General features: G+C 75.5%; 20 protein-coding genes. 10 read left to right on the top strand and 10 right to left on the bottom strand.

Features of this window, described 5'->3' with window-relative positions; genetic code table 11:
- Window positions 1-49 precede the first annotated feature (49 nt).
- Entirely contained in the window at window positions 50-505 is a 456-nt protein-coding gene (locus ABGA99_RS19405) for a hypothetical protein (protein WP_347579317.1), read from the bottom strand.
- Between the two features lie 92 nt (window positions 506-597).
- The gene (locus ABGA99_RS19410; protein WP_347579429.1) at window positions 598-1,059 is read right to left on the bottom strand and encodes a hypothetical protein; all 462 of its coding nucleotides are present in this window, start codon (window positions 1,057-1,059) and stop codon (window positions 598-600) included.
- A 102-nt stretch (window positions 1,060-1,161) separates the two neighbouring features.
- Between ABGA99_RS19410 and ABGA99_RS19415 the strand changes: the two genes are divergently transcribed.
- From ABGA99_RS19415 to ABGA99_RS19425, 3 genes are all read left to right on the top strand, one after another.
- Window positions 1,162-2,451 carry a DUF4185 domain-containing protein gene (locus tag ABGA99_RS19415; RefSeq protein WP_347583060.1) on the top strand — a complete coding sequence of 430 codons (1,290 nt, stop codon included), beginning with the start codon at window positions 1,162-1,164 and terminating at the stop codon, window positions 2,449-2,451.
- On the top strand, window positions 2,451-3,098 hold the full coding sequence (locus tag ABGA99_RS19420; RefSeq protein WP_347583061.1) for a DsbA family protein: 648 nt from the start codon (window positions 2,451-2,453) through the stop codon (window positions 3,096-3,098). The genes ABGA99_RS19415 and ABGA99_RS19420 overlap by 1 nt, the downstream gene beginning before the upstream one ends.
- A gap of 70 nt (window positions 3,099-3,168) precedes the next feature.
- A complete protein-coding gene (locus ABGA99_RS19425) occupies window positions 3,169-6,555 on the top strand; it encodes a hypothetical protein (protein ID WP_347583062.1) in 3,387 nt (1,128 codons plus the stop codon).
- Between the two features lie 112 nt (window positions 6,556-6,667).
- Here ABGA99_RS19425 and ABGA99_RS19430 read toward each other — a convergent pair whose 3' ends face one another.
- Window positions 6,668-7,852 (bottom strand): saccharopine dehydrogenase NADP-binding domain-containing protein, encoded by a 1,185-nt coding sequence (locus ABGA99_RS19430; protein WP_347583063.1) that lies wholly within the window; start codon window positions 7,850-7,852, stop codon window positions 6,668-6,670.
- Between the two features lie 177 nt (window positions 7,853-8,029).
- On the opposite strand from ABGA99_RS19430, the gene ABGA99_RS19435 reads away from it, so the two are divergent.
- From ABGA99_RS19435 to ABGA99_RS19450, 4 genes are read left to right on the top strand one after another with little or no spacing between them, the layout of a single operon-like run.
- Window positions 8,030-9,169: a CaiB/BaiF CoA-transferase family protein gene (locus ABGA99_RS19435; protein WP_347583064.1), complete on the top strand. Its 1,140-nt coding sequence runs from the start codon at window positions 8,030-8,032 to the stop codon at window positions 9,167-9,169.
- Window positions 9,166-10,308 carry an acyl-CoA dehydrogenase family protein gene (locus ABGA99_RS19440; RefSeq protein ID WP_347583065.1) on the top strand — a complete coding sequence of 381 codons (1,143 nt, stop codon included), beginning with the start codon at window positions 9,166-9,168 and terminating at the stop codon, window positions 10,306-10,308. The genes ABGA99_RS19435 and ABGA99_RS19440 overlap by 4 nt, the downstream gene beginning before the upstream one ends.
- 14 nt (window positions 10,309-10,322) lie before the next feature.
- Window positions 10,323-11,558 (top strand): acetyl-CoA C-acetyltransferase, encoded by a 1,236-nt coding sequence (locus ABGA99_RS19445; RefSeq protein WP_347579323.1) that lies wholly within the window; start codon window positions 10,323-10,325, stop codon window positions 11,556-11,558.
- A 41-nt stretch (window positions 11,559-11,599) separates the two neighbouring features.
- Window positions 11,600-13,777: a 3-hydroxyacyl-CoA dehydrogenase NAD-binding domain-containing protein gene (locus ABGA99_RS19450; RefSeq protein ID WP_347579324.1), complete on the top strand. Its 2,178-nt coding sequence runs from the start codon at window positions 11,600-11,602 to the stop codon at window positions 13,775-13,777.
- A gap of 52 nt (window positions 13,778-13,829) precedes the next feature.
- Here the strand turns inward: ABGA99_RS19450 and ABGA99_RS19455 are convergent, their stop codons facing one another.
- Window positions 13,830-14,867: an N-acetylmuramoyl-L-alanine amidase gene (locus ABGA99_RS19455; protein ID WP_347583066.1), complete on the bottom strand. Its 1,038-nt coding sequence runs from the start codon at window positions 14,865-14,867 to the stop codon at window positions 13,830-13,832.
- 179 nt (window positions 14,868-15,046) lie between these two features.
- Complete coding sequence (locus ABGA99_RS19460; protein ID WP_347579326.1) at window positions 15,047-15,817, bottom strand: MerR family transcriptional regulator; 771 nt, start codon at window positions 15,815-15,817, stop codon at window positions 15,047-15,049.
- A 159-nt stretch (window positions 15,818-15,976) separates the two neighbouring features.
- Here ABGA99_RS19460 and ABGA99_RS19465 point away from each other — a divergent pair, with 159 nt between their 5' ends.
- Window positions 15,977-17,305, top strand: a complete 1,329-nt coding sequence (locus tag ABGA99_RS19465; protein WP_347583067.1) for a M14 family metallocarboxypeptidase — start codon at window positions 15,977-15,979, stop codon at window positions 17,303-17,305.
- A gap of 133 nt (window positions 17,306-17,438) precedes the next feature.
- On the opposite strand, the gene ABGA99_RS19470 is transcribed toward ABGA99_RS19465, so the two are convergent.
- A complete protein-coding gene (locus tag ABGA99_RS19470; RefSeq protein WP_347583068.1) occupies window positions 17,439-18,392 on the bottom strand; it encodes an FAD-dependent oxidoreductase in 954 nt (317 codons plus the stop codon).
- A 128-nt stretch (window positions 18,393-18,520) separates the two neighbouring features.
- On the opposite strand from ABGA99_RS19470, the gene ABGA99_RS19475 reads away from it, so the two are divergent.
- Entirely contained in the window at window positions 18,521-19,075 is a 555-nt protein-coding gene (locus ABGA99_RS19475; RefSeq protein ID WP_347579329.1) for a TrmH family RNA methyltransferase, read from the top strand.
- Between the two features lie 17 nt (window positions 19,076-19,092).
- Window positions 19,093-19,794, top strand: a complete 702-nt coding sequence (locus ABGA99_RS19480) for a sulfite exporter TauE/SafE family protein (RefSeq protein ID WP_347579430.1) — start codon at window positions 19,093-19,095, stop codon at window positions 19,792-19,794.
- Window positions 19,795-19,866: 72 nt separating this feature from the next.
- Here ABGA99_RS19480 and ABGA99_RS19485 read toward each other — a convergent pair whose 3' ends face one another.
- From ABGA99_RS19485 to ABGA99_RS19500, 4 genes are all read right to left on the bottom strand, one after another.
- Window positions 19,867-22,356 carry a Tex family protein gene (locus ABGA99_RS19485; protein WP_347579330.1) on the bottom strand — a complete coding sequence of 830 codons (2,490 nt, stop codon included), beginning with the start codon at window positions 22,354-22,356 and terminating at the stop codon, window positions 19,867-19,869.
- 144 nt (window positions 22,357-22,500) lie between these two features.
- Window positions 22,501-22,638 carry an LPFR motif small protein gene (locus ABGA99_RS19490; RefSeq protein ID WP_347579331.1) on the bottom strand — a complete coding sequence of 46 codons (138 nt, stop codon included), beginning with the start codon at window positions 22,636-22,638 and terminating at the stop codon, window positions 22,501-22,503.
- A 99-nt stretch (window positions 22,639-22,737) separates the two neighbouring features.
- A complete protein-coding gene (locus tag ABGA99_RS19495) occupies window positions 22,738-23,601 on the bottom strand; it encodes a hypothetical protein (RefSeq protein ID WP_347579332.1) in 864 nt (287 codons plus the stop codon).
- 80 nt (window positions 23,602-23,681) lie between these two features.
- Window positions 23,682-24,473 carry an enoyl-CoA hydratase/isomerase family protein gene (locus tag ABGA99_RS19500; protein WP_347583069.1) on the bottom strand — a complete coding sequence of 264 codons (792 nt, stop codon included), beginning with the start codon at window positions 24,471-24,473 and terminating at the stop codon, window positions 23,682-23,684.
- Between the last annotated feature and the right edge of the window lie 37 nt (window positions 24,474-24,510).

Raw genomic sequence — 24,510 nt, forward strand, 5'->3', positions numbered from 1 at the left:
CGTACTACCGATGACCTACCCGCCCCGGCCGCCCTCTACCGCGGCGGCGCTAGCGCAGAAGCTGATCGGCGACCACGAACGCGAAGCCGGCGGCCAGCACCGCCATCGCGACCCGGGTGCGGCCGGCGCGGCTGAGCATGATCGCGGTACCGGAGAGGATGAGAGCGCCGCCGTAGAGCGCGAACGTCAGCAGCGACGGCTCCCGGCGGAACCGCACCACCATCGCCACGCCCACGGCCACCATCACCCCGGCGGAGGTCAGGGCCCGCACGCGGCGCGCCTGCCGCGGGGTCAGCCGGGGCGGCGGCGGCTCGTCGCCGTCCTCGCCGTCGTCGTCGAGCGGGTCGGGCAGGCCGGCCGCCTCGACCGGGTCACCGGCGCCGGGCGTGTGGGGGTCGCCCGCGTCGGTGGCGGCCGCGGCTATGCCGGCCTTCCGGTCTTTTCCGGTTTTTTCGGTCTCGTCGAGGCCCGTGTCGTCGATGTCCGTGTCGTCGCGGGAGGTCATGTGCGCCGAGCGTAGTCGCCCGGCCGCGGCGCGGGAGGGGCGGGCCGCGATCCGGCCCGGGAATCGCGGGCGTTGTCCCGTGCGGGCGGATGCTACGTGCGGCCCTCGTCCTCCTGCGCCGCGCGCAGCGGCTCGGCGGGCGGCATCCAGTCGGCCCGTACGACCGGGTAGCCGGCCTTCTCGTACGCCTGGCAGACCGGCTCGTCGTCGTCCACGACCACCGCCACCGTGCGCCCGCGGGCCACCCGGCGCAGCAGCTCGGGCTTCGCCACCCGGGCCGGCCGCCGGTCGGCGGCGCGGCGCATCCACAGCGGGCCCTCGGGCAGGCCGTGGGCGGCGAGCCAGGCCACGGTGTCCCGGCGGGTGCGCTCCGGTCGGCCGGTGACGTAGCAGACCTCGCAGGTCTCGGCCCACTGGAGGGCCAGCGAAACGCCCTCGGGCAGCGGCGGGTCGAGAGGGGCCGCGCGGAAGAAGCCGTCCCAGTCCTTGGGGGAGGACGCGAGGTGGTGCAGCCGGTGCCGGGTGTCGGTGAGGGTGCCGTCCAGGTCGAACACCGCAAGGTCTCGCTTCGCCACGCCGCCAGCCTACGGGCGGCCGCCGGCCGCGTCCCACGGGGTGCCTTACGGATCACCGGCCCCGCCCGTTACCGTGCCCCGATGGAGCGACGCCAGACCGCCGGCGCCGGGATAGCCCTCGCCCTGCTGCTCGTCGTGGGCCTCGTCGTCGTGCTCGGCGACGACGACTCCGGCGACGACGCCGGGGCCTGCACCGGCCTGGCCGTCTCCGGCTGGAGCGCCGACGCCGCGACGACGGACGAGTTCGAGCGCTACGGCGACGACGCCGCCCGCACGGACGACTGGACCGGCGGCGACGGCAACCACTCCGTCAAGCTGCCCGACGGCCGGACGCTGTGGCTGGTCTCCGACCCGTACCTCGGGCAGGTCCAGCCGCCGCCCAACAAGCAGGGCCAGCAGCACGCCTGGCGCGACACCTCCCTCGGCACCCCCGCGTGGACCCGCAACGCCGCCCTCGTCATGTCCGCGGACGGCCGGCTCGAACGCACCCTCCTCGGCGGCGCCCCCGGCGCACCCGCCTCCCTCTTCCCCGAACCCGGCGCCCCGGTGCGGCAGTGGCGCTGGCCGGTGCACGCCGTGGTGGAGCCGCGTACGCCCGGCTCCTCCGAGCAGGTGCTGCGGGTGCTGCTGTGGCACCGGCAGGAGGCGCAGCAGCCGTGGATCTACGGCGTACCGCTGGCCACCGAGGTCGCCACGCTCTCCCTGCCGGACCTGCGACTGGAGGGCATCACCCAGGTCGACGACCAGTCGCTGGTCGCCGACCCGGCCGACCGCCTCGTCTACGGCGCGGCGGCCGTCCGGCGGGGGGACTTCACGTACGTGTGGGGCGGCACCGACGGCCGCACCCCCGAGCAGGCCGAGCGCAGCTCCCGCGCGCACCTCGCGCGCGTGCCCGTGGGGCGGCTCGCGGACCGGTCGGCGTGGCGGTACTGGGACGGCGAGCGCTGGAGCAAGGAGGCGGCCCGCTCACGGCCGGTGCTGGGCGACGGCGGCCGCAAGGGCGTCGGCAGCGCGTTCAGCGTCGTGCGGCAGGGCGACACCTGGGTGCTGTTCACGATGGACGCGGGCGGGCCGGCCGGGAGCGGGCTGACGACCGTCGCGTCGTACTGGGCGTGCCGGCCGGAGGGCCCGTGGCACGGGCCGGACAAGGCGTTCACCCCGCCGCTGCCCGAGGACGCGGCCGGCGGCTCCGGCGCCGCCGCGTACAACCCGCAGGCGCATCCCGGCGTCGGCTCCGGCGACGGCCTGCTCCTCGGCTACGACGTCAACTGGCTGGACGCCTCGGCCGACAACGTCTCGGCCAACGTGCACCGCAACGTCGCCCTGTACCGCCCCCGGTTCGTCCGCCTGCACCTCGATACGGTGGAGTGATGACGGACGAGGCGGCGGACCCCGGCGACGGCACGCATGCGGTCGACTTCTGGTTCGATCCCGTGTGTCCCTGGACGTGGACGACGGCGCGCTGGCTGACCGAGGTGCGGCGGCTCACCGGCATCCGGGTGCGCTGGCGGGTCATGAGCCTGGAGGTCCTCAACGAGGGCCGCGAGGTCAACCCCGAGGATCCCGAGGGGGAGTGGGGCGACTACCTCCGGCAGCCGGTGCGGGTCTGCGCCGCCGTCGCGGAGCACCACGGTTCCGACGCCCTCGGCCGCTACTACGCAGCCCTGGCCGTGCGGCTGCACGAGCGAGGCGAGTGGGACGGCCTTGCCCGCGCGCTCGACGACACCGGGCTCCCCGCCGAACTGGCCGCGGCCGCCGAGTCACAGGCGTACGACGAGGCCGTACGCGCCTCGCACGCCGAGGGCATCGCGCTGGTCGGCACCGACGTCGGCAGCCCCGTCCTCGCCGTCACCCCGCCCGGCGGCGCCCGCTTCGCCTTCTTCGGCCCCGTCGTCTCGCCCACGCCGCGCGGCGACGACGCGCTGCGGCTGTGGGACGGGCTGCTGACGCTGGGCGGCGTGCCCGGCCTGTACGAGATCAAGCGCACCCGCACCCACGAGATGCCGTCGTTCGACTGACCGCCGCCCGCCCCGGCTCGTACAAGAATTCGCCCGCCGATCGGCGGCCGGCACGGAACAATGCGGTCCCATGCAGCCTCACGCCGACGACCTCATCCGTGCCCTCGAACCGTTGCCGTACCCGCAGCGCCTGCGCGAACTGGCCCTCGCCGCCCGCCGGGCCACCGGTCGCGGCGAACTTGCCGCGCTCCTCGACGGGCTGGAGGGGCACGGCGCGTACGGCCGCCGGCTCGCGGCGTTCGCCGCCCTCGTCGGGCGCGACACCGCCTTTCTCGCCGCCCGGCTCGCCCACCCCGACCAAGCGGTGCGCGCCCAGGGCATGAAGGCGGTACGGCGCGGCCTGCTGCCCGACGACGCCGTCGTCGCCGCCTTCGAGGACGCACCCGCCGTCGTGCGCACGCAGCTCGTCCGCGCCGTGGTCCGCGGCCGGCGCACCGCCGTCGCGGAAGCACTGATCGGGCCGGTCGGCGAGCAGTGGGGCGACGGCGAGGCCGCACGGCTGCTGCCCGCGTGCACGGAGGAGACCGTACGCCGCCTGCTGCCCGCGCTCTGGCCCGCGCTCAGCGGCCCGGCAGCCCTCGCCGGTCGGCACCCCGGGGCCGTACTGGACGAGGCGGAGCGGCAGTTGGGCCTGCTGGCGCGCGGCGGCCGGGCGGCGTGGTGGACCGCGTACTCCGGCGTCGTCGCCCCGCTCGCCGAGTCCGCCCCGGACCGGGTGCTGGACCTGCTGGAGCGGTTCTGCCACGGCGGGCTCCAGCCGCTCGTGCACGAGCGGCTGAACCGGCTCGTGGCCGCCGACCCCGGCCGCACCCTGCGCCTGCTGCTCGCCCCGGAGCGCCGCCGGGGGACTGCCGCGACCCGGCTGCCGCGCACCGTGCTGGACCGGCTCGTCGCCGCCGCGCCGCCCGAGCTGACCGAACTCGCCCGGCTCTGGCAGGAGAACACCTCCTCGCTCACCGACCTGCTGCGCCGTACCCCGCCGTCCCGCCGAGAGGCGCTCTTCGACGCCGCCATGGCCGAACGGGACACCGCCCGCGACGACTTCCCGGCCGACCTCCTCGACGCCCTGCCCCACCGGCGCCGCGCGGCGGAGGCGCGCCGCATGGCCGCGCAGGCCCGGGAGCGCGACGCGCACCCCTCGACCGTGCTGAGCGCGGTGGCCTGCCTGCCCGTCGCCGAGGCGCGCGGCGAACTGCTCGCCGCGCTGCGCCGCTCCGACGCCGACGAGCGTGCCCACGCGTACCGGCTGCTCGTCGCCAACGCCGCCCGCTCCGGCCACCCCGAGGACGTCACCAGCGCCGTCCGGCTGCTGGCCGAGCGGCTGCGCAACGACCAGGACCCGGTACGCTCCGTCGCCCTGCGGCAGCTCGCCGAGACCCACCCCGCGCTGTTCACCGCCGACGCCGCCGACCACCTCCACCTGATCGCCGCCGACGCGATCGCCGCCCGCGACTCCTCCCCGCTCACCCGCGGGGCGCTGCGCACACTGGCGGTCGCGCTGCTCCGCGAGCACGCCGCGGGCGGCCGGCCCGAGCTGGTGAGCTTCTCGCTGCGCACGATCACCCGGCTCACCGGCCACACCGGCGGCGCCGACCTCGGCCGGCTGGACACCTCGCTGCGCCGCGGCCAGGAACACGAGGTCTTCGACGCCCTCGAACCGTGGCTGGAGGCGGGCGCGGACAAGGTCGACCACGGGCTGACGTTCGCGCTCGCGCGGGCGCTCGGGCGGCGCGCCTGGGAGATGCCCAAACTGCAGGAATACCTGTGGCAGGCGGTGCAGTTCGGCAACGACGCGACCGTGCGCACCGCCGTGTCGCTGTGGCTGGAGCCACACGCCGGCCGCGGTGAGCGCGTCGGCCGGCTGCTGGCGCAGGAGCCGTCCGCCGCGGTCCTCCCGCCGGTGTACCAGGTGCTCGCCCGCACCCGTACGGACCTCCTGGACGCCGTCCTCGGCGACACCCCGCCCTGGGGCCGGTTCCTGACGGCGCGCGCGTCCTGGACCCCGCCCGTCGTCACGCCCGAGCGCTGGACGCCCGCCCAGCAGGACGCCGCCGCCCGGCTGCTTGCCCGCGCGGCGGCCGACCCCGGGCTGCCGCAGTACGACCGCGTCCGGGCCCTCGCGGACGCCGCCCGCATACCCGGCCACGGCTTCGACGTCGTCTTCCGCTACACCGGGGCGGACGACGTCGCGCTCGCCGAGGCCGCGCTCGCCGCCCTGGTGTGGACCGACCGGCCCGCGGAGGCGCTGCCGCTGCTGCTCGCGCACGCCGGCGGCGACCGCGCCCGCGTCGCCGTGTACGCCGCCACCCGCGCCACCCGGCACGCGGCGCCCTCGCGCGTCGAGGCCGCCCTGCGCCCGCTGCTGCTGCCCGGCCCCGACGGGTCCGCGGCCGGCGCGAAGGTGACCAGCCGCAAGGAGGCCGTCCGCATCGCCGCCACCCGGCTGCCGGCCGGGGCCGCGGCGGCGCTGGTGATCGGCGCGTACGAACTGCCGGAGCAGCACCGTGACGTACGCGCCGCGTGTGCGGCCTTCGCCGTCGGCCTGCTCGGCAGGCCCGAGGTGTGGCGGATGCTGGAGACCGCCGCGGCCGACGACCCGGAGGTGCGGCTGCCGCTGCTCCGGCCGCAGCCGCGCGACCTGCGCGAGGAGCACCGGCCGCGGTACGCGGGGCTGGTGGAGGCCGCGAGCCGCACCGACGACCCGCAGCTCGCCTGGGCCGCGTACACCAGCCTCGCCGTCTGGGCGCCGTGGTCGCCGACCGCCGCGGACGTGCTGTGCCGCGCGGTCACCGACCTCGGCAACCGCGGCACGTGGGAGCCCGCGGCCGACGCCCTGGTCACCCTGGCCATCAACGCCCCCGCGGACGATCCGGCGCGCGAGCCCGTCGTACGCGCCGCGCGTGAACTCCGCGTCCGCGCCGTCGGCCAGCCGGACGCGGAGCAGGACCGCGACCTGCCCGCGCGCCGGCGTCTGGTCTCCCTCGTCCGGCGGTTGACCCTGCGGGCGCGGGTTCGCCGCCCGCTGCTGCGGCCCACGCTGCACGCGTTCGCCGACGTGCTCGCCGTGGACGACGACTTCGTGCCGCAGGCGGCGGTGCTGCGCACGGTGGCCGTCGATCTGGAGGCCGGGGCGGCAGAGCTGACGGCGGCGCTGCGGGAACTCGCCGCGCTGCACGAGGGGCGCCCGGTGCTCGCCGAGGCCACGGCGGGCACGCTGGCCCACCGGCTGGACCGCGACGCCAGGCCGGGCGTGGCGGAGGCCCGGGCGGAGGCGGCCGGCGCGCTGACGGCGGCGGGCGGGCACGCGGAGGGCCTGTTCGCGGTCGTGCTCACGAAGGCCGGCGGTACGCGCGCGGGCTGGCCGGAGCCCTGGCGGGACATGCTGCGCACTCTGCGCGCCCACCCGCAGCGGGAGGTGCGGGACGCGGCGCTGGAGGTGCAGACGGCGCAGGAGTAGGCCGTACGAACCGGGGACACCCGGCTCGTCAGCACTGCGGCCGCGGGGCGGGCGAACCCACACGGCGGCGGGCCGGTCCACCGCGGGACCGCGCCGCCACGCGCCCCCGGCGCTACGGCGACGCGACCCGGACCCGGAAGCCCATCCCCGCCGTCACCAGCCGCTCCGTCAGCGCCTCGCCCATCGCCTGCGCCGTCGTCACCTGCCCCGACGTCTCCGGCAGCGGGTCGTACGCGAGGCACATCGCCGCCTCCGCCAGGATCTTCGCCGCCTCGTCGTACCCCGGGTCGCCGCCGCTGACCTCCGTCACCACCCGCCGGTCGCCGCCCGTGCCCACGAAGCGGGCGGAGAACCAGCTGCGCGCCCGGCGCTCCTCGCTCGGCCCCGTGCCCGGTGCCAGCCGGGACGCCATCAGCTTCCGCAGCGGCGGCAGTTGCGCCGCTGCGGCGAATGCCCCGGCGCCCAGCACGGTGCCCACGGCGACGGGCAGCCGCTTGACGGCGGCGTAGTGGCGGTAGCGGAAGTCCGGCCCGTACCGCGGCAGCGCCGTCGCCGACCGCGCCACCACCCGCGACTCCAGCGTCGGCAGCGGCAGCCCCCAGGCGCGCAGCGCGCCGCTGCGCGTCGGTGCACCCAACGGCGCCCGCACCCGGCGCTCCGTCACCCGCGGCTCCGCCCGGCGGCGGGCCCGCGCCGCACGTGCGCCCGGCAGCGGCCGGGAGACGGCCCCGAGCGCGGACGCCAGCGTGCCGCCGGAGAGCCCGCCCGCGGCGCGCAGGAAGCCGTCGATGCGCAGGGGCACGTCCTCCGGCAGTTGCTCGACGGTGAAGCGCACGCCGAGGTCGAACGGCGTGCACTCGAACCCGCAGGAGTGCACCAGCCGGGCCCCGGTCTCCCGGGCCCGCTCGTGGTGGCGTACGTACACCCGGTCGACGAACTCCGGTTCACCCGTCAGGTCGGCGTAATCCGTCCCGGCCGCGGCGCACGCGGCGGCCAGCGGCTCGCCGTGGCGCAGGAACGGCCCCACCGTCGTGGCCACCACCCGGGTCTGCTCGGCCAGCCCGTGCAGCGCCACGGGGTCCGCCGCGTCGGCGGTGAGCAGCGGCAGATCGCCCCACTCCGGCCGGATCGCGGCCACCCGGTCGCGCACCTCCGCCAGCCGCCCGGCGTCGCGCCCGGCCAGCGCCCAGCGGCAGCCGGGCGGCGCGTGCCGGGCCAGGTACTCCGCGGTGAGGCCGCCGGTGAAGCCGGTGGCGCCGAAGAGGATGAGGTCATGCGGGCGGGACTCGTCTGCCATGGGACCCAGGGTGGTTCATGAGCCGCCGCCCCGTCGACGCGCCGGACGGCTGTTTCCGCTGCCGTACCCCCGTGGCGGTGTCCGACCCGCGCGGGGGGTCCCCGCACTTGTGCCCACTGAAACGTGTTCTTATCATCTCTGGTGTTACACAGTTGGTGTCACACCGCTGGGGGCTTGATGGGGAGCACGGGGCACGGCCCGTTGCACGGCGTACGCGTGGTCGAGCTGGCCGGAATCGGCCCCGGGCCGTTCGCCGCCATGCTCCTCGCCGACCTCGGCGCCGACGTCGTCCGGGTCGACCGGCCCGGCGGCCCCGGACTCGGCATCGACCCCGCGCACGACCTCACCAACCGCAACAAGCGCTCGGTCGTCCTCGACCTCAAGTCCGCGCCGGGCGCCGCCGCCGCGCTGGCCCTCGCCGAGCGCGCCGACATCCTCGTCGAGGGCTTCCGACCCGGCGTCGCCGAGCGCCTCGGCGTCGGCCCCGCGGAGTGCCTGGCCCGCAACCCCCGGCTGGTGTACGGGCGGATGACCGGCTGGGGCCAGGAAGGACCGCTGGCGGGGACCGCCGGACACGACATCGGCTACGTCGCCGTCACCGGCGCGCTCGGCATGATCGGCCCCGCCGACGGCCCGCCCGCCATCCCCGCGAACCTCCTCGGCGACTACGCCGGCGGCTCGCTCTACCTCGTCGTCGGCGTGCTGTCCGCACTGCAGCACGCCCGTACCACCGGGGAGGGCCAGGTCGTCGACGCGGCCATCGTGGACGGCACCGCGCACCTCACCTCGATGATCCAGGCCATGCTCGCGGCCGGGGCCTGGCACGACCGCCGTGCCGCCAACCTCCTCGACGGCGGCGCGCCGTTCTACGGCGTCTACGAGACCGCGGACGGGCAGTACATGGCCGTCGGCGCGCTGGAGCCCGCGTTCTACGAGGAGTTCGTCGGCCTCCTCGGAGTCCCCGGCACCCTGCCCGACCGGGGCGAGCCCGCCGCCTGGGCGGAGCTGCGCGAGCGGCTGGCCGCCCGGTTCCTGGAGCGTACGCGCGCGGAGTGGACCGACGTCTTCGCCGGCTCCGACGCCTGCGTCGCCCCCGTGCTGTCCCTGCGCGAGGCCCGCGAGCATCCGCACCTCACCGCCCGCGGCACCTTCACCGAGGAGTACGGCACCGTCCAGCCCGCCCCCGCGCCCCGGTTCTCCGCCACCCCCGGCGCCGTGCACCGGCCGCCCGCCCGCCCGGGCGCCGACACCGCGGCCGTCGCCCGCGACTGGGACGTCCCCGACCTCACCCCCGCCCCGACCCAGGAGGAGCGTTGAAGCGCCGGCTGTACGGGCCCGAACACACGGCCTTCCGCGAGACCGTGCGGACCTTCCTCGCCAAGGAGGTCACGCCGCACTACGCGAGATGGGAGGCCGACGGCATCGTCTCCCGCGACGCCTGGCGCGCCGCGGGGCGGCAAGGCCTGCTCGGCCTCGCCGTCCCCGAGGAGTACGGCGGCGGGGGGCACGACGACTACCGCTTCGCGGCCGTGCTGGCCGAGGAGTTCGCCCGCGCCGGAGCCGCAGGACTGGCCGTGGGCCTCCACAACGACGTCATCGGCCCCTACCTGACCTCCCTGGCCACCGACGAGCAGAAGCGGCGCTGGCTGCCCGGCTTCTGCACCGGCGAGCTGATCACCGCCATCGCCATGACCGAACCCGGCGCCGGCTCCGACCTCCAGGGCATCCGCACCACCGCCGAGGACCGCGGCGACCACTGGCTGCTCAACGGTGCCAAGACGTTCATCTCCAACGGCATCCTCGCCGACCTCGTCGTCGTGGTCGCCAGGACCACCCCCGAGGGCGGCGCGCACGGGCTGAGCCTGCTGGTCGTCGAGCGCGGCGCGGCCGGCTTCGAACGCGGCCGCAACCTCGACAAGATCGGCCAGAAGGCCCAGGACACCGCCGAGCTGTTCTTCACCGACGTACGGGTGCCGAAGGACAACCTGCTGGGGGAGCGCGACGGCGCGTTCGGCCACCTCATGACCAACCTGCCGCAGGAGCGGATGGCCATCGCCGTCGCCGCGGTCGCCGCCGCCGAGCACCTGGTCGAGGCCACCACGGCGTACGTCAAGGAGCGCGAGGCGTTCGGCCGGTCGCTCGGCCGGTTCCAGCACATCCGCTTCGAGATCGCCGAGATGGCCACCGAGTGCGCCGTGACCCGTACGTTCGTCGACCGCTGCATCGAGGACCTGACGGCCGGCGAGCTGGACGCGGTACACGCCTCGATGGCCAAGTGGTGGGCCACCGAGCTGCAGAAACGCACCGCGGACCGCTGTCTGCAACTGCACGGCGGCTACGGCTACATGAGCGAGTTCCCCGTGGCCCGCGCCTTCACCGACGGGCGTGTCCAGACCATCTACGGCGGCACCACCGAGATCATGAAAGAGATCATCGGCCGCTCCCTGCTCTCCTGAGAGGCGCACCAACCGTGACCACAACCGCCAGGCCGTCCGTCACCGACGCCTATGTCTACGACGCGATCCGCACCCCCCGCGGCCGCGGAAAGGCCAACGGCGCCCTGCACGGGACCAAGCCGATCGACCTCGTCGTCGGCCTCGTCCACGAGCTGCGCCGCCGCTTCCCCGATCTCGACCCGGCCGCCGTCGACGACGTCGTCCTCGGCGTGGTCAGCCCGCACGGCGACCAGGGCTCCGACATCGCCAAGATCGCGGCCATCGCCGCCGGGCTGCCCGACAGCGTCGCCGGCGTGCAGGAGAACCGCTTCTGTGCCTCGGGTCTGGAGGCCGTCAACATCGCCGCGGCGAAGATCCGCTCCGGCTGGGAGGACCTGATCCTCGCCGGCGGCGTCGAGTCGATGTCGCGGGTGCCGATCGGCTCGGACGGCGGCGCCTGGTTCAACGACCCGATGACCAACATGGAGGTCGGCTTCGTACCGCAGGGCATCGGCGCCGACCTCATCGCCACGATCGGGGGCTACAGCCGCCGGGACGTGGACGAGTACGCCGCGATGTCGCAGGAGCGGGCCGTCGAGGCGTGGAAGGAGGGCCGGTTCGAGCGCTCGGTGGTGCCGGTCGTGGACCGCGCCGGGCTCACCGTCCTGGACCGGGACGAGCACATCAGGCCCGGCACGACGGCCGACAGTCTGGCCAAGCTGAAGCCCGCGTTCGCGGACATCGGCGAGCTCGGCGGCTTCGACGCCGTCGCGCTGCAGAAGTACCACTGGATCGAGCGGATCGACCACGTCCACCACGCGGGCAACTCCTCCGGCATCGTCGACGGCGCCGCCCTCGTCGCCGTCGGCTCCGCCGAGGTCGGCCGGCGGTACGGGCTCACCCCCCGGGCCCGTATCGTCTCCGCCGCCGTGACCGGCTCCGAGCCCACGATCATGCTCACCGGGCCCGCGCCCGCGACCCGCAAGGCGCTCGCCAGGGCCGGCCTCGGCATCGAGGACATCGACCTCATCGAGATCAACGAGGCGTTCGCCGCCGTCGTGCTGCGCTTCATCGAGGACATGGGCGTCAGCCCGGAGAAGGTCAACGTCAACGGCGGCGCCATCGCCCTGGGCCACCCCCTCGGCGCCACCGGCGCCATGATCCTCGGCACCCTCGTCGACGAACTGGAGCGCCGCGACCTGCGCTACGGCCTCGCCACCCTCTGCGTCGGCGGCGGCATGGGCATCGCCACCGTCGTCGAGCGCCTCTGACCCCGTCCCGCCCCCCCGCCTACGGAGATCACCTCATCGCCATGAGCCACACGAACACGATCCGCTGGGAGCAGGACGACACCGGCGTCGTCACCCTCGTCCTGGACGACCCGGGCCAGTCCGCCAACACCATGAACGCGGACTTCATCCACTCGCTCACCGCCGTCGCCGACCGGCTGGAGGCCGAGCGGGACGGCGTGCGCGGCGTCATCTTCGCCTCCGCGAAGAAGACCTTCTTCGCCGGCGGCGACCTGCACGACCTCATCCGCATCGACAGGGAACACGCGCGCGAGGCGTTCGACGCCGGCATGACCGTCAAGCACGCGCTGCGCCGCATCGAGACGCTCGGCAAGCCCGTCGTCGCGGCCCTGGGCGGCGCGGCCCTGGGCGGCGGTTACGAGATCGCGCTCGCCTGCCACCACCGCGTCGCCCTCGACGCGCCCGGCTCGAAGATCGGCTTGCCCGAGGTCACCCTCGGCCTGCTGCCCGCGGGCGGTGGCGTCACCCGTACCGTACGGCTGATGGGCATCACCGACGCGCTGCTGAAGGTGCTGCTGCAGGGTACGCAGTACCGGCCGCGGCGGGCGCTGGAGAACGGACTGGTGCACGAGGTCGTCGGGACCGAGGAGGAACTGCGCGCCGCCGCCCGCGCGTTCGTCGACGCCCACCCGGAGTCCCGGCAGCCCTGGGACGAGCCCGGCTACAAGATCCCCGGCGGCACGCCGAAGAACCCGGCGTTCGCCGCCAACCTCCCCGCGTTCCCGGCCAACCTGAAGAAGCAGCTCGGCGGCGCCCCGTTCCCCGCCCCGCGCAACATCATGGCGGCGGCCGTCGAGGGCTCCCAGGTCGACTTCGAGACCGCCCAGGTCATCGAGGCCCGCTACTTCGTCGACCTGGCCGTCGGACAGACCGCCAAGAACATGATCCAGGCGTTCTTCTTCGACCTGCAGGCCGTCAACGCCGGCCGCTCCCGGCCCGCCGGGGTCGCCGAGCGGCGCGTGTCCAAGGTCGCCGTGCTGGGCGCCGGGATGATGGGCGCGGGCATCGCGTACGCCTGCGCGCGCGCCGGCATCGAGGTGGTGCTGAAGGACGTGTCGGTCGAGGCGGCCGAGAAGGGCAAGGCGTACTCCGCCGGGCTGCTCGACAAGCAGCTCGCCAAGGGCCGTACGACGCAGGAGAAGCGGGACGCGCTGCTCGCCCGCATCACCCCGGTCGCCGACCCGGTGGAGCTGGCCGGCTGCGACGCGGTGATCGAGGCGGTCTTCGAGGACCCCGCGCTCAAGCACAAGGTGTTCCAGGAGATCCAGGACGTCGTCGCGCCCGACGCCCTGCTCTGCTCCAACACCTCCACCCTGCCCATCACGCTGCTCGCCGACGGCGTCGCCCGCCCGGGTGACTTCGTCGGGCTGCACTTCTTCTCGCCCGTCGACAGGATGCCGCTGGTCGAGATCATCAGGGGCGAGCGCACCGGTGACGAGGCGCTGGCCCGCGCCTTCGACCTCGTCCGGCAGATCGCCAAGACCCCGATCGTCGTGAACGACTCGCGCGGCTTCTTCACCTCCCGCGTGATCGGCCACTTCATCAACGAGGGCGTCGCCATGGTCGGCGAGGGCATCGAGCCCGCCACCGTCGAGCAGGCCGCCGCCCAGGCCGGCTACCCGGCGAAGGTGCTGTCCCTGCTGGACGAGCTGACGCTCACGCTGCCGCGGAAGATCCGCAACGAGACGCGCGCGGCCGTCGAGGCCGCCGGCGGCAGCTACCCCGTGCACCCGGCGGAGGCGGTCATCGACCGCATGGTCGACGAGTTCGGCCGTACCGGGCGGGCCGGGGGAGCGGGCTTCTACGACTACGAGGACGGGAAGCGGACCCGGCTCTGGCCGGGGCTGCGGGAGCACTTCACCACGCCGGACCAGGAGCCGCCGGCGCTGCGCGACCTCCAGGAGCGGATGCTGTTCGCCGAGGCGCTGGACACCGTGCGGCTGGTCGAGGAGGGCGTGCTGACGTCCGTCGCGGACGCGAACATCGGCTCGGTCTTCGGTATCGGCTTCCCGGCCTGGACCGGCGGCGTGCTGCAGTACGTCAACGGCTACGAGGGCGGGCTGCCCGGCTTCGTGGCGCGGGCGCGGGAGCTGGCGGCGGCGTACGGCGAGCGCTTCGAGCCGCCCGCGCTGCTGCTGGCGAAGGCGGAACGGGGCGAGCCGTTCATGGACGCCGTCTGAGCGGGCCTCGCCCCCGCCGCGCCGTCGCCGGCGCGGCGGGGCCGGTCCGTACTCAGCCGACGCGCATGGTGCGGATCGTGCCGATCTTGGCGTAGAGCTTCGCGCCGGGGCAGGCGGTCGGATAGAGCCTGCGGTGGGAGGTGACGCGGTAGACGGTGGTCGAGTCGCCCTTGTCGTACTTGCCGTTGGACTTCCCCGCGGTCAGCCTGACCTTGCCGGTGCGGGTGTGGCCTGCGACGTCGAGGCGCCACTTGGAGAGCCGGGCCAGCGCGTGGGTGACCTTCGAGGGGACGGACGCGGAGCCGTACGAGCCGATGACCGCGGCGCCGCTGGTGTTCTTGTTGAAGCCGAGGGTGTGCGCGCCGGTCACCGGCTTGGTGACGCCGCCGCGGCGGCCCTCGTAGATGCGGCCGCACTTGTCCACGAGGAAGTTGTAGCCGATGTCGTTCCAGCCGTTGGTGCGGGTGTGGTAGCGGTAGATCGCGCGGATGATCGACGGGGCCTCAGAGCACGCGTAGCCGTTGCTGTCCACCGTGTGATGGACGATGAACGCCCTGGTGTTGCTGCCGTACTCGGGCGGGCCGTCGCGCCAGGACTCGTTCGCGCCCCACTGCGTGCGGGAGATGATCGACGGCCGCGTCGCGGTCGTGGTGTACGCGGGCTCCGCGGGCACCCCGGGGCCGTCGGCGGGGGCGACCAGCTCCAGCCGGGCGCGCCCGGGCAGCGGCGCCGTCTCGCCGTCGCCGCGGAGCAGCCGGCCCTGGGCGGCGTCGGAGTCGCCCACCCACAGCGGCGCGGTGGCGGCCCGTGACGGCGCGGGCGTGCCGGGCTCGGTCTGCCGGGGCTGGGCCTCCAGCGACCGCCACGCCGTCCACCGGCCGGTGCCGGCGTCCCGGGTGCGTACCTGCGGCGTGCCGTCCAGCGCGCCGCCGCCGGCCGGCCAGGAGACGCCGACGAGGCTGAAGCGGTCGTCGTCCGGCTCGGCGTCGGGGCTGGCGAGGGCGCCGGGGACGGTGAGCCCCGCGGCGGTGAGCAGGACGGCGAGTACGGGGAAGGCCCAGCGGCGTCCCCGTCGGGGGCGTGCGCTCATGCTCCAACTCCTCGGCGCGGACGGCGGTTCGCGACTGCGACGCGGATGAGCATGACAACACGGTCGGTCCCGGGCAAGAGCGGCCACGGACTTCGCACCTGTCGTTGCGCAAAGAACGCCGGTGGGAACCTCACCGGTCACAGGCGCACGTGCGCAAGGTCACGCGGCGGGGGAGGAGGTCACTCCGCCGGGAAGGACGTCCGCAGCTCCGCCTTCATCGACCGCTGGAAGGCCGTCACGAGCGCCTGCACCACCATCGGCTGCATGTGCGCCGACAGCGACTTCATCGTCTCGACCTGCTCCGGGTCGGGGTCTGCCTCGCCGAACGGCTCCCACACCTCGTCGTGGAAGAGCCGGGTCAGCTCCCGGGCCACCGCGCGGGAGTGCTCCTGCACCACGTCCCGGGCGGTGAGGACGGTCTCCAGCCGGATGGGCACGTCGAGGAGCCGTACCCCGAGGTGGAGGATCGCCGGGTCGACCCGGAAGGTGTCGCCGCCGCCGGCCGCGCCGGGTGCCGCGTCGTACGCACCGGGCTCCGGCGGCGTACGCTCCAGCACCCCCATCGCGGCCAGCCGCGCCACGTCGTCGTCGGTCAGCGACCGCCCCGCGCGCCGCTCCAGCTCCGCCCGGCTCACCTCGGTCTCCGCGTCCGGCACCCAGGTGGCCACCAGCGCGCGGTGCAGCGCGTGGTCCTCGGCGCTCAGCCCCGGCGGCAACTGCTGTACGTACCGCTCGATCGCCGCCAGCGTCAGCCCCTGGTGCTGCAACTCCTCGATGAGCGCGAGCCGGGACAGATGCTCCGGGCCGTAGCGCCCCACCCGCCGCGGGCCGATGACCGGCGGGGGGAGCAGCCCGCGGGTGGAGTAGAAGCGGACCGTGCGCACGGTGACACCCGCGCGTGCGGCCAGCTCGTCCACGGTCAGCCCGGCCGCCTCCGTCTCCTGGGTCATGGTCCAACAATATTGCTGTCTCACCGGTCCTGTGAAAGACCGGGACCCGCCCGGATACGGGGCGGCCGCGGAGACTTCGTGCGCGGAGGCTTCTGCGGCGGGTCACCCTCCGCTATCTTCTGGCCACCCTCGTCGCGCTCCGCCTCCGGGAGACCGCCCATGCGCCTACGCGCCCCCCGTCTCACCGTGCTCCGCACGGCCACCCTCGCGGCCTGCGCCGCGGCCGTCGTGCTGGCGCCGCTCACCGGCCCGCCCGCCGAGGCCGCCAACCCGCCGCGCACCGGCTTCGAGGAGAGCGGCGGCGCCCGCTGGACCGGCGAGCAGGAGGAGGCGGAGTTCCTGGCCACCGTGGCCGAGGGCAGCAAGCGCGTCGCCGTCGACCGGATCGGCACCACAGAGCAGGGCCGCCCCCTGAACCTCGTCCGCATCGGCGCGCCCCGCCCGCCCACGCCGGCGCAGGCCGCCCACGGCAGCGTCGTCCTGCTCATCTGCAGTCAGCACGGCGACGAACCGGCCGGCCGCGAGGCATGCCTGACCGGCCTGCGCGACCTCGCCTACGCCAAGGACGCCGGGACCCGCCGCTTCCTGGCCCGCAACTCCGTCCTCGTCGTCCCCAGCGCCAACCCCGACGGCCGCGCCGCCGACACCCGCGGCAACGCCGACGGCGTCGACGTCAACCGCGACCACGTCGCGCTTCAGACCGCCGAGGGCCGGGCCATGGCCGCCGTCATCCGCGACTACCGCCCCGACGTCATCCACGACCTGCACGAGTTCGACGCCACCGAGCCGTACTACGTCAAGGACGTGCTCGCGCTCTGGCCGCGCAACCTCAACACCCACGACGACGTCCACCGCGAGGCCCGCCACCTGACCGAGGACCACGTCCGCGCCGGCGTCGAGGAGGCCGGTTACAGCAGCGGCGTCTACGGCATCTGGACAGACCCGCAGACCGGCGAGCCCATCCGCCAGGTCGCCGGCGACGGCCAGGAGCGCATCCTGCGCAACACCGCCGGCCTCAAGCACGCGGCCGGCCTGCTGGTCGAGACGCGCATCACCGCGCTCACCGACGACGAGCGCGGCGATCCCGCCGCCAACCACCGCCGCCGGGTCACCTCCCAGCTCACCGCGCTCGACGCCACGTTCGCCTACGCCGCCGACCATCGCGGCCGGCTGGCCACCGCCACCGCGGCGGCCCGCGCCCGCGGCCTCGCCGACACCGGCCCCGTCTACCTCGGCGGTGCCGACAACGAGCCGCCCGCGCCGGGCCAGATCATCGACGACCCGCCCTGCGGCTACGAACTCGACGCCGCGCAGTACGACGCGGTCGGCGACGAACTGGCGCTGCACGGCATCGAGGTCCGCGAACGACCGGGCGGCGGCGCGCTGGTGAAGCTGCGGCAGCCGCTGCGCGCGCTGGTGCCGCTGCTGCTGGACCAGCGCGCGGTCTACGAGCTGGCCGACGGCAGGCCCGTCGAACGCTGCCGCTGAACGGGGCGGGGCGGCCGGCACGGCAGTGGCCGGGGGCGGCCGCCTCGGCACGTACGACGGGTGGACCGTACCGGGGTTCGGTCGTCGGGAGGGCCGCCTGCCCTTGGGCGGGTGTGCGGGGGGCTTGCCGGGCTCACCCCTCCAGCAGGCCCGCGGCCTCCTCGGCGCAGCCCCACGCCACCGTCACCCCGGCGCCCCCGTGCCCGTAGTTGTGCACGCACAGCGCACCGCCCGGCAGCCGCTCCGCCTCCAGCCGCACGGCGGCCCGGGCCGGGCGCAGCCCGACGCGGTGGCCGAGGACGCGGGCGCGGGCGACCTCGGGGACGAGGCCCGCGCAGCGCGCCACGATGCCCTCGGCCACCGCCGGATCCGGCTCGGTGCCCCAGGCGCCCTCCACGGCCGTGCCGCCGAGCACGAGCCCGTACGGCTGCGGGAGCGCGTACAGCGTGGCCGTCGCGTCCTTGTACGCCGAGACCAGCCACTCCTCGACACCGGGGTTCTCCACCACGACGAGCTGCCCCTGCACCGGGCGCACCCCGGGGTCCGGCACCAGCTCGCGGGCGCCGAGGCCGGTGCAGTTGACGACGTACGGGGCCGCCCGCCCGGCCTCGTCGAGCGAGCCGGCGGCGCGCGGCTCGATCCGGCCGCCGGCCGCGGTCAGCCGGTCGCGCAGGTGCGCCAGGTGCGTGCCGGTGTCGACGATGGGCACCGTCGCGCGCACGCCCGCGGCGTACTCCCCGCGCAACTCCGCGGAGTCGGCGGCCCGCACCTCGCGCAGGGCGCGCCGCCACGGCCCGAGGCCGGCGAGTCCGGCGCCGAGCTGCAGCCCCGCCCGCATCCGCACGCCCGTCACCGCGGCGTGCTCCGCCTGCTGCGCGTACACGTCGAACGACCGCACCGACCAGCTGGCGACCCGGTGTTCGGGCTCGATCCGGTACGGCCACCACAGCCCGCCCGCGACGGCCGACGTCGTCTCCTCCGCCGGCTCCCGAGCCCACACCGCGACCCGCCGCCCGCCTTCGGCGAGGACGACCGCGCTGGTCAGACCGATGATGCCGCTGCCGAGCACGATGACTTCGCAATCCATCCCGGCAGTCTGCCGCACCGGTCGGGATCACGCGCGGGGTGGTGGTCGGCCGAGGATGATCGCTACTCTGTTCGCATGCCGAATTACGTGAGTACTACAAGCGTTCAGGGGGCGCGTGCCCCGCGCCGATGAGCGCCCGTCCGGGGGTCCGCCGGCCCGGCAGGGACACGCCGGCCATCCGCACCCGCACACCCCGCGAGCTGAAGCGCAGCCGCCGCCCCCGCGCGCACTCCTGCTGGGACCACCTCTACGCCGCCCCCCTCTGGCCGCTCCACGGCGCCAACCTCGGTACGCTCCTGCGCACCTGTGACGCCGTCGGCGCCTGCCTCGTCGTACCCCGCTTCCCCTGGGTACCCGAGGCGCTGGCCCGCGGCAACACGCTGCGCCGCCCCGTCTGCGTGCACTGGACCGGCGACCCGCTGCGCTGGCTGGAGCGGCAGCGCGCCGCGGGCAAGGAGGTCCTGGGCGTCGAACTCGCCGACGAGGCCGTGCGCCTGGCCGACCTGCCGGCCGCGCGCCGCGCCACGGTGATGGTGCTCGGCCACGAGCAGCACGGCATCCCGCCGGACGCGCTCGACCTGCTCGACGAGGCCGTCGAGATACCCATGGTCGGCACCGGCGCCAGCCTCAACGTCGCCGTGGCCGGCTCCCTCGTCCTCTACCGGCTGGCCGGGCTGCTGTGACCGGTGACGTCCTGTTCATGGCCGGAGTCCTGCTGCTCGGTGCGTCCGTGCAGCGGCTCGCGGGCATCGGTCTCGCGCTGGTCGCGGGGCCCGCCCTCGCGCTGGTGCTCGGCCCGGCGGAGGGCGTCCGGCTCTCCAACTGCGCCGCCGGCGCCATCAGCGCATTCGGCCTGGCCACCGTCTGGCGGCAGGTCAGGCCCCGCGCCATGGTGCCGCTGCTCGCCGCCGCCGTCTGCACGGTACCGATCGGCGCCGTCACGGCCGCCCGGCTGCCCGCGCCCGTACTGCTGACCGGCATGGGCGCCATGGTCTGCGGCGCCGTCGGGCTCGTCATGGCAGGCGCCCGCGCCGAATCACTGCGCGGCACCGGCGGGGCGGTCACGGCGGGCGCGGTGAGCGGATTCATGAACTCCTCCGCCGGCATCGGCGGCCCCGCCGTCTCGCTGTACGCCGTGAACGCGGGCTGGACGGTGCGGGAGTTCGTGCCGAACGCGCTCTTCTACGGCGTCGTCATCAACATCGTCTCGGTCACCGCGAAGGGCCCGCCCGACCTGTCGGCCGGCGCCTGGGCGCTGTGCGTGGCGGCCATCGCCGCGGGCGCGCTCATCGGCCGCGCTCTGGGCGACCGGGTGCCCGAGGCGCCCGCCCGCTGGCTGGTGCTGATCCTCGGACTCGCCGGCGGCGCGGCGACCCTGACCAAGGGCCTCCTCGGCCTCTGATACCGCCCGCGGCAGCAGCCGGCCCCGCCCACGCAACCCCGTGGGCGAGGCCGGACCGTCCGCTTCCGGCGATCAGCGCTTGCCGCGGCGGCCGTTGCCGCCACCGCCGCCACCGCCGCTGCGGCCACCGCCGCCGAGCAGGCCCGCGCGGCGCAGCGCGTCCGCCATCTCGCTGTTCTCCGGCTGTGCCTCACGGCGGCGGCCACCGCCGCCGCTGCCACCGCGCTGGCGCCCGCCGCCCGCGCCCTGGCCTCCGCCTCCGCCCCCGCCCTGGCCGCCGCCGCGCTGCCGCGGCGGACCCTGCCGGTCGCGCTCGCGCCCGCCGCCCCGGCCGCCGCCGCCCGCCGGCTTGCCCGGCTCGTCGTCCAGCCGCAGCGTCAGCGAGATCCGCTTCCGCGGCACGTCCACGTCGAGCACCTTCACCTTCACGATGTCGCCGGGCTTGGCGACTTCGTGCGGGTCCTTCACGAAGGTCTTCGACATCGCCGACACGTGCACCAGCCCGTCCTGGTGCACGCCCACGTCCACGAACGCCCCGAACGCGGCCACGTTCGTCACCACGCCCTCCAGCACCATGCCCTGCTGCAGGTCGCCGATCTTCTCCACACCCTCCTTGAACACCGCCGTCCGGAAGGCCGGCCGCGGGTCGCGCCCCGGCTTTTCCAGCTCCTTGAGGATGTCCGTCACGGTCGGCAGCCCGAACCGCTCGTCGGTGAAGTCCTGCGGCTTCAGCGATCGCAGCGTCCGCGAGTCGCCGATCAGCGCCGCCACTTCCGCGCCGCCCGCCTTCACCATCCGCCGCACCACCGGGTACGCCTCGGGGTGCACCCCGGAGGCGTCCAGCGGGTCCTCGCCGCCGCGGATGCGCAGGAAGCCCGCGCACTGTTCGAAGGCCTTCGGCCCCAGCCGCGGCACGTCCTTGAGCGCCGCGCGGCTGCTGAACGGGCCGTGGGAGTCGCGGTGCGCCACGATGTTCTCCGCGAGCCCCGCGCCGATGCCGGAGACGCGCGCCAGCAGCGGCGCCGAGGCGGTGTTGAGGTCGACGCCCACGCCGTTGACGCAGTCCTCCACGACCGCGTCCAGGGAGCGCGACAGCTTCGCCTCCGACAGATCGTGCTGGTACTGGCCGACGCCGATCGACTTCGGGTCGATCTTCACCAGCTCGGCCAGCGGGTCCTGCAGCCGCCGCGCGATGGACACCGCGCCGCGCAGCGACACGTCCAGCTCGGGCAGTTCCTGCGAGGCGAACGCCGACGCCGAGTACACCGACGCCCCGGCCTCCGAGACCATCACCTTCGTCAGCTTCAGCTCGGGCTGCGCGGCGATCAGGTCGGCGGCCAGCTTGTCGGTCTCCCGGGAGGCCGTGCCGTTGCCGATGGCGACCAGCTCCACCGCGTGCACGCGCGCCAGCTCGGCCAGGACGGCCAGCGCCTCGTCCCACTTGCGGGCCGGGGCGTGCGGGTAGACCGTAGCGGTGGCGGCGACTTTGCCGGTGGCGTCGACGACGGCGACCTTCACGCCCGTACGCAGCCCGGGGTCCAGGCCCAGCGTGGGGCGCGTACCCGCCGGGGCGGCCAGCAGCAGGTCCCGCAGGTTGGCGGCGAAGACGTCGACCGCCTGGTCCTCCGCGGCCGTGCGCAGCCGCAGCCGCAGGTCGATGCCGAGGTGCACCAGGATGCGGGTGCGCCATGCCCAGCGCACCGTCTCGCCGAGCCAGGGATCGGCGGGCCGGCCCCGGTTCTCCACGCCGAACCGGGCCGCGATGGCGCGCTCGTACGCCGACGGGCCCTCCTGCTCCGCCTCCCCGGGGGCGTCGGGTTCCAGGGTGAGGTCGAGGATCTCCTCCTTCTCACCGCGGAAGAGGGCGAGGATGCGGTGCGAGGGCAGGTCCGTCAGCGGCTCGGAGAAGTCGAAGTAGTCCGAGAACTTCGCGCCCGCCTCCTCCTTGCCCTCGCGCACCTTGGCCGCCGCGCGGCCGTGCGTCCACATCCGCTCCCGCAGCTCGCCGATCAGGTCGGCGTCCTCGCCGAACCGCTCGGTGAGGATCGCGCGCGCGCCCTCCAGGGCCGCGGCCGGGTCGGCCACGCCCTTGTCCGCGTCCACGAAGGCGGTGGCCGCGGCCGGCGGCGCCACCGAGGGGTCGGCGAGCAGCCCGTCGGCCAGCGGTTCCAGACCGGCCTCGCGGGCGATCTGCGCCTTCGTACGCCGCTTCGGCTTGAACGGCAGATAGACGTCCTCCAGCCGGGCCTTGGAGTCGGCGGCGCGGATCTGCGCCTCCAGCTCCTCGGTCAGCTTGCCCTGCCCGCGTACGGACTCCAGGATCGCCGCCCGCCGCTCCTCCAGCTCCCGCAGATACCGCAGCCGCTCATCGGCGGTACGCAACTGGGCGTCGTCGAGCATCTCCGTCGCCTCTTTGCGGTAGCGGGCGATGAACGGCACGGTGGCGCCGTCGTCGAGCAGCCGCACCGCCGCAATGATCTGCCGCTCGCGTACGCCGAGCTCCTCGGCGATCCTGGCCTCAATCGATACCGACGCCGTCACGTCCGCCCCGCTTTCTGTCATCTGTGGCGGAGTGCATTGTGGCAGGTCCGACTGACAGCCGGGCGCCCGGCGGGACCTGCCCCGGTCGCCCGGCGGGTCGGAACAGGGCCGGATGGGCGCCGGAGCATGGCGAAGACGCGTCCCGGGCCCCGGGCCGACGCGTGGTCAGACGGTGCGGCGGCGGGCCCTGCGGCCGCCCCGGGAGGCGGCGCCGAAGAGGCGGGCGGCCAGTCGGAAGGGGAGAGTCACGATCGTGGCGATGGCGCCGCCGATCATGCGCAGGCCGTCGGCGATGGCTCGCATGGCTGTTCACCTCGCTACTCGGGTCGAGAACTGCGGGTAGCCGTCGCAGCGTTGCGCAAACACCGGCCGCCTCCCGCCGTTCCGCGTCCCGGCCGCACCTCAGCCCTTGCCGAAGATGTCCTTGGGCATCGCGCCCGCGGCCAGCGCGGCCGTGGTGTAGCCGGTGGCCAGCTCGGTCAGCCGCGCCACGCCCGCGGCGCCCAGCCGCGCGTACGGGGCGAGGTCCACCCGGTCGGTCCCGTCCTCCAGCTCCTTGCGCAGCGCCGTACCCGCCTCGGTCAGCTCGCCGTCCGCGGCCAGTAGCCCGCGGGCCCGCAGCCGGTCCTGCGCCCCGGCCCACTCCTCGGCCTCCCAGCCGCGCGAGTACCGGGCGAACTCCGGGGTGAAGCCGAACCCGGAGGCGGTGTGGGTGACCTGGGACTCCAGCCCGTCGAGCCCGGCGTGGGCCAGCACCGCGTCGTGGCTGTCGCCGCGGTGCTCGCGCAGTTGGGTGGCGGCGTGCCAGAGGGCCAGGTGCGGGGCGTCCGGTACCGGCAGACCGGCCTCGGCCGCGTACAGCGGCCGCCCGGCGCGCTCGCCGCCCGCCGCCGCGCGCTGCGCCAGCCCGGCGGCCTCGGCCAGCTCCGGCGAGGCGATCGTCTCCTCGCCGAGGAGCCGCCGCAGCACGGCGTCGGCGACCCGCAGCCGGGCCGCCAGGACGGTGGCCGGGTCGGCGGTCGTCCAGGCGGCGGGCAGGTGCCGGGCGGCCAGCCGGTGGCTGTAGTTGTAGAAGGCGGCGGTGACCACGCCGGGCCCGACGGGGCCCATGGCGGCGGACCGGGCGGTGAAGTACGCGGCGTGCCAGCCGTCGATGCCGATGCCGGCGAACTCCTCGGTGAACTCCGGCGCGAAGTAGATCGCCGAGTGCAGCGGGTTGAGGACCTGTTGGCAGCGGCGGCCGGCGCGCGGTGGGAGTGACGTCATACCGCCAGGCTACTGAGCGGACGCTTAGCGGGAGAAGGGGGCGTGACCGCCGGTTCGTACGCCGCCGGGTCGCGCGGTCGTCAGACGGACCAGGTGAAGCGCGGCTCGCGGCGCTCCAGGAAGGCGGCGACGCCCTCCGCGGTGTCGCCGGCCCCGCGCGCCTGCCGGGCCCAGTGTGCGATACGTGCCGCGTCCGCCCCGGCGTCGGCGGCCGCGCCGCCGTCCCCGTAGGCCCCGGCCGTGTCGGCGAAGTCCTTCGCCGCCGCCTGCGTGAGCTGCGAGCGCGCCGCGAGGAGTGCGGTGAACTCCGCCACCCGCGCGCCGAGTTCCGCGGCGGGCAGCACCTCGTCCGCGAGGCCGGTGCGCAGCGCCCGCGCGGCGTCGATCAATTCGGCGGAGAACAGCAGGTACTTCGCCGTCGCCGGGCCCACCAGCCGCACCAGCCGGCGTGTCGCGCCCGCCGGGTAGACGATGCCCAGCTTCGCCGGCGTGACCCCGAACAGCGCGTCCTCGGCGGCGAACCGCAGGTCGCAGGCCGCCGCGAGCTGACAGCCGCCGCCCACGCAGTGCCCCCGGACGGCCGCCAGCGTCGGCTTGGGGAAGGCGGCGAGCGCCTCCTCGGCGGCCTCGGCGAGGCCCTGCGTGCCCTCGCTGCCCGCCCGTAGCGAGCCGATGTCGGCGCCCGCGCAGAACGTGCCGCCGGCGCCGGTGAGCACCACCGCGCGTACCGCCCGGTCCGCCGCCAGCCCCGCGAGCAGCCCGGGCAGCACGCGCCACATGTCCGGGGTCATCGCATTGCGCTTGGCCGGGTTGCTGATGACCACCGTCGCCACGCCGCCGTCGACGCCGCTCTGCAGCTCGCCTTCGCTCATGCCCGGCAGCTTCTCACGGCCGGCAGCGCACCCGGGG

Origin of the sequence: Streptomyces sp. B5E4 (assembly GCF_039871555.1) — a bacterium.
Taxonomy (GTDB): domain Bacteria; phylum Actinomycetota; class Actinomycetes; order Streptomycetales; family Streptomycetaceae; genus Streptomyces.

Bases quoted from the DNA above. Each gene is read 5' to 3' on its own strand.
- ABGA99_RS19475 (WP_347579329.1), top strand. From the start codon at position 18,521: ATGAGCGCCCGTCCGGGGGTCCGCCGGCCCGGCAGGGACACGCCGGCC.
- ABGA99_RS19465 (WP_347583067.1), top strand. From the start codon at position 15,977: ATGCGCCTACGCGCCCCCCGTCTCACCGTGCTCCGCACGGCCACCCTC.
- ABGA99_RS19460 (WP_347579326.1), bottom strand. From the start codon at position 15,817: ATGACCCAGGAGACGGAGGCGGCCGGGCTGACCGTGGACGAGCTGGCC.
- ABGA99_RS19450 (WP_347579324.1), top strand. From the start codon at position 11,600: ATGAGCCACACGAACACGATCCGCTGGGAGCAGGACGACACCGGCGTC.
- ABGA99_RS19420 (WP_347583061.1), top strand. From the start codon at position 2,451: ATGACGGACGAGGCGGCGGACCCCGGCGACGGCACGCATGCGGTCGAC.
- ABGA99_RS19425 (WP_347583062.1), top strand. From the start codon at position 3,169: ATGCAGCCTCACGCCGACGACCTCATCCGTGCCCTCGAACCGTTGCCG.
- ABGA99_RS19495 (WP_347579332.1), bottom strand. From the start codon at position 23,601: ATGACGTCACTCCCACCGCGCGCCGGCCGCCGCTGCCAACAGGTCCTC.
- ABGA99_RS19490 (WP_347579331.1), bottom strand. From the start codon at position 22,638: ATGCGAGCCATCGCCGACGGCCTGCGCATGATCGGCGGCGCCATCGCC.
- ABGA99_RS19470 (WP_347583068.1), bottom strand. From the start codon at position 18,392: ATGGATTGCGAAGTCATCGTGCTCGGCAGCGGCATCATCGGTCTGACC.
- ABGA99_RS19430 (WP_347583063.1), bottom strand. From the start codon at position 7,852: ATGGCAGACGAGTCCCGCCCGCATGACCTCATCCTCTTCGGCGCCACC.
- ABGA99_RS19405 (WP_347579317.1), bottom strand. From the start codon at position 505: ATGACCTCCCGCGACGACACGGACATCGACGACACGGGCCTCGACGAG.
- ABGA99_RS19415 (WP_347583060.1), top strand. From the start codon at position 1,162: ATGGAGCGACGCCAGACCGCCGGCGCCGGGATAGCCCTCGCCCTGCTG.
- ABGA99_RS19435 (WP_347583064.1), top strand. From the start codon at position 8,030: ATGGGGAGCACGGGGCACGGCCCGTTGCACGGCGTACGCGTGGTCGAG.
- ABGA99_RS19485 (WP_347579330.1), bottom strand. From the start codon at position 22,356: ATGACAGAAAGCGGGGCGGACGTGACGGCGTCGGTATCGATTGAGGCC.
- ABGA99_RS19455 (WP_347583066.1), bottom strand. From the start codon at position 14,867: ATGAGCGCACGCCCCCGACGGGGACGCCGCTGGGCCTTCCCCGTACTC.
- ABGA99_RS19500 (WP_347583069.1), bottom strand. From the start codon at position 24,473: ATGAGCGAAGGCGAGCTGCAGAGCGGCGTCGACGGCGGCGTGGCGACG.
- ABGA99_RS19480 (WP_347579430.1), top strand. From the start codon at position 19,093: ATGGCCGGAGTCCTGCTGCTCGGTGCGTCCGTGCAGCGGCTCGCGGGC.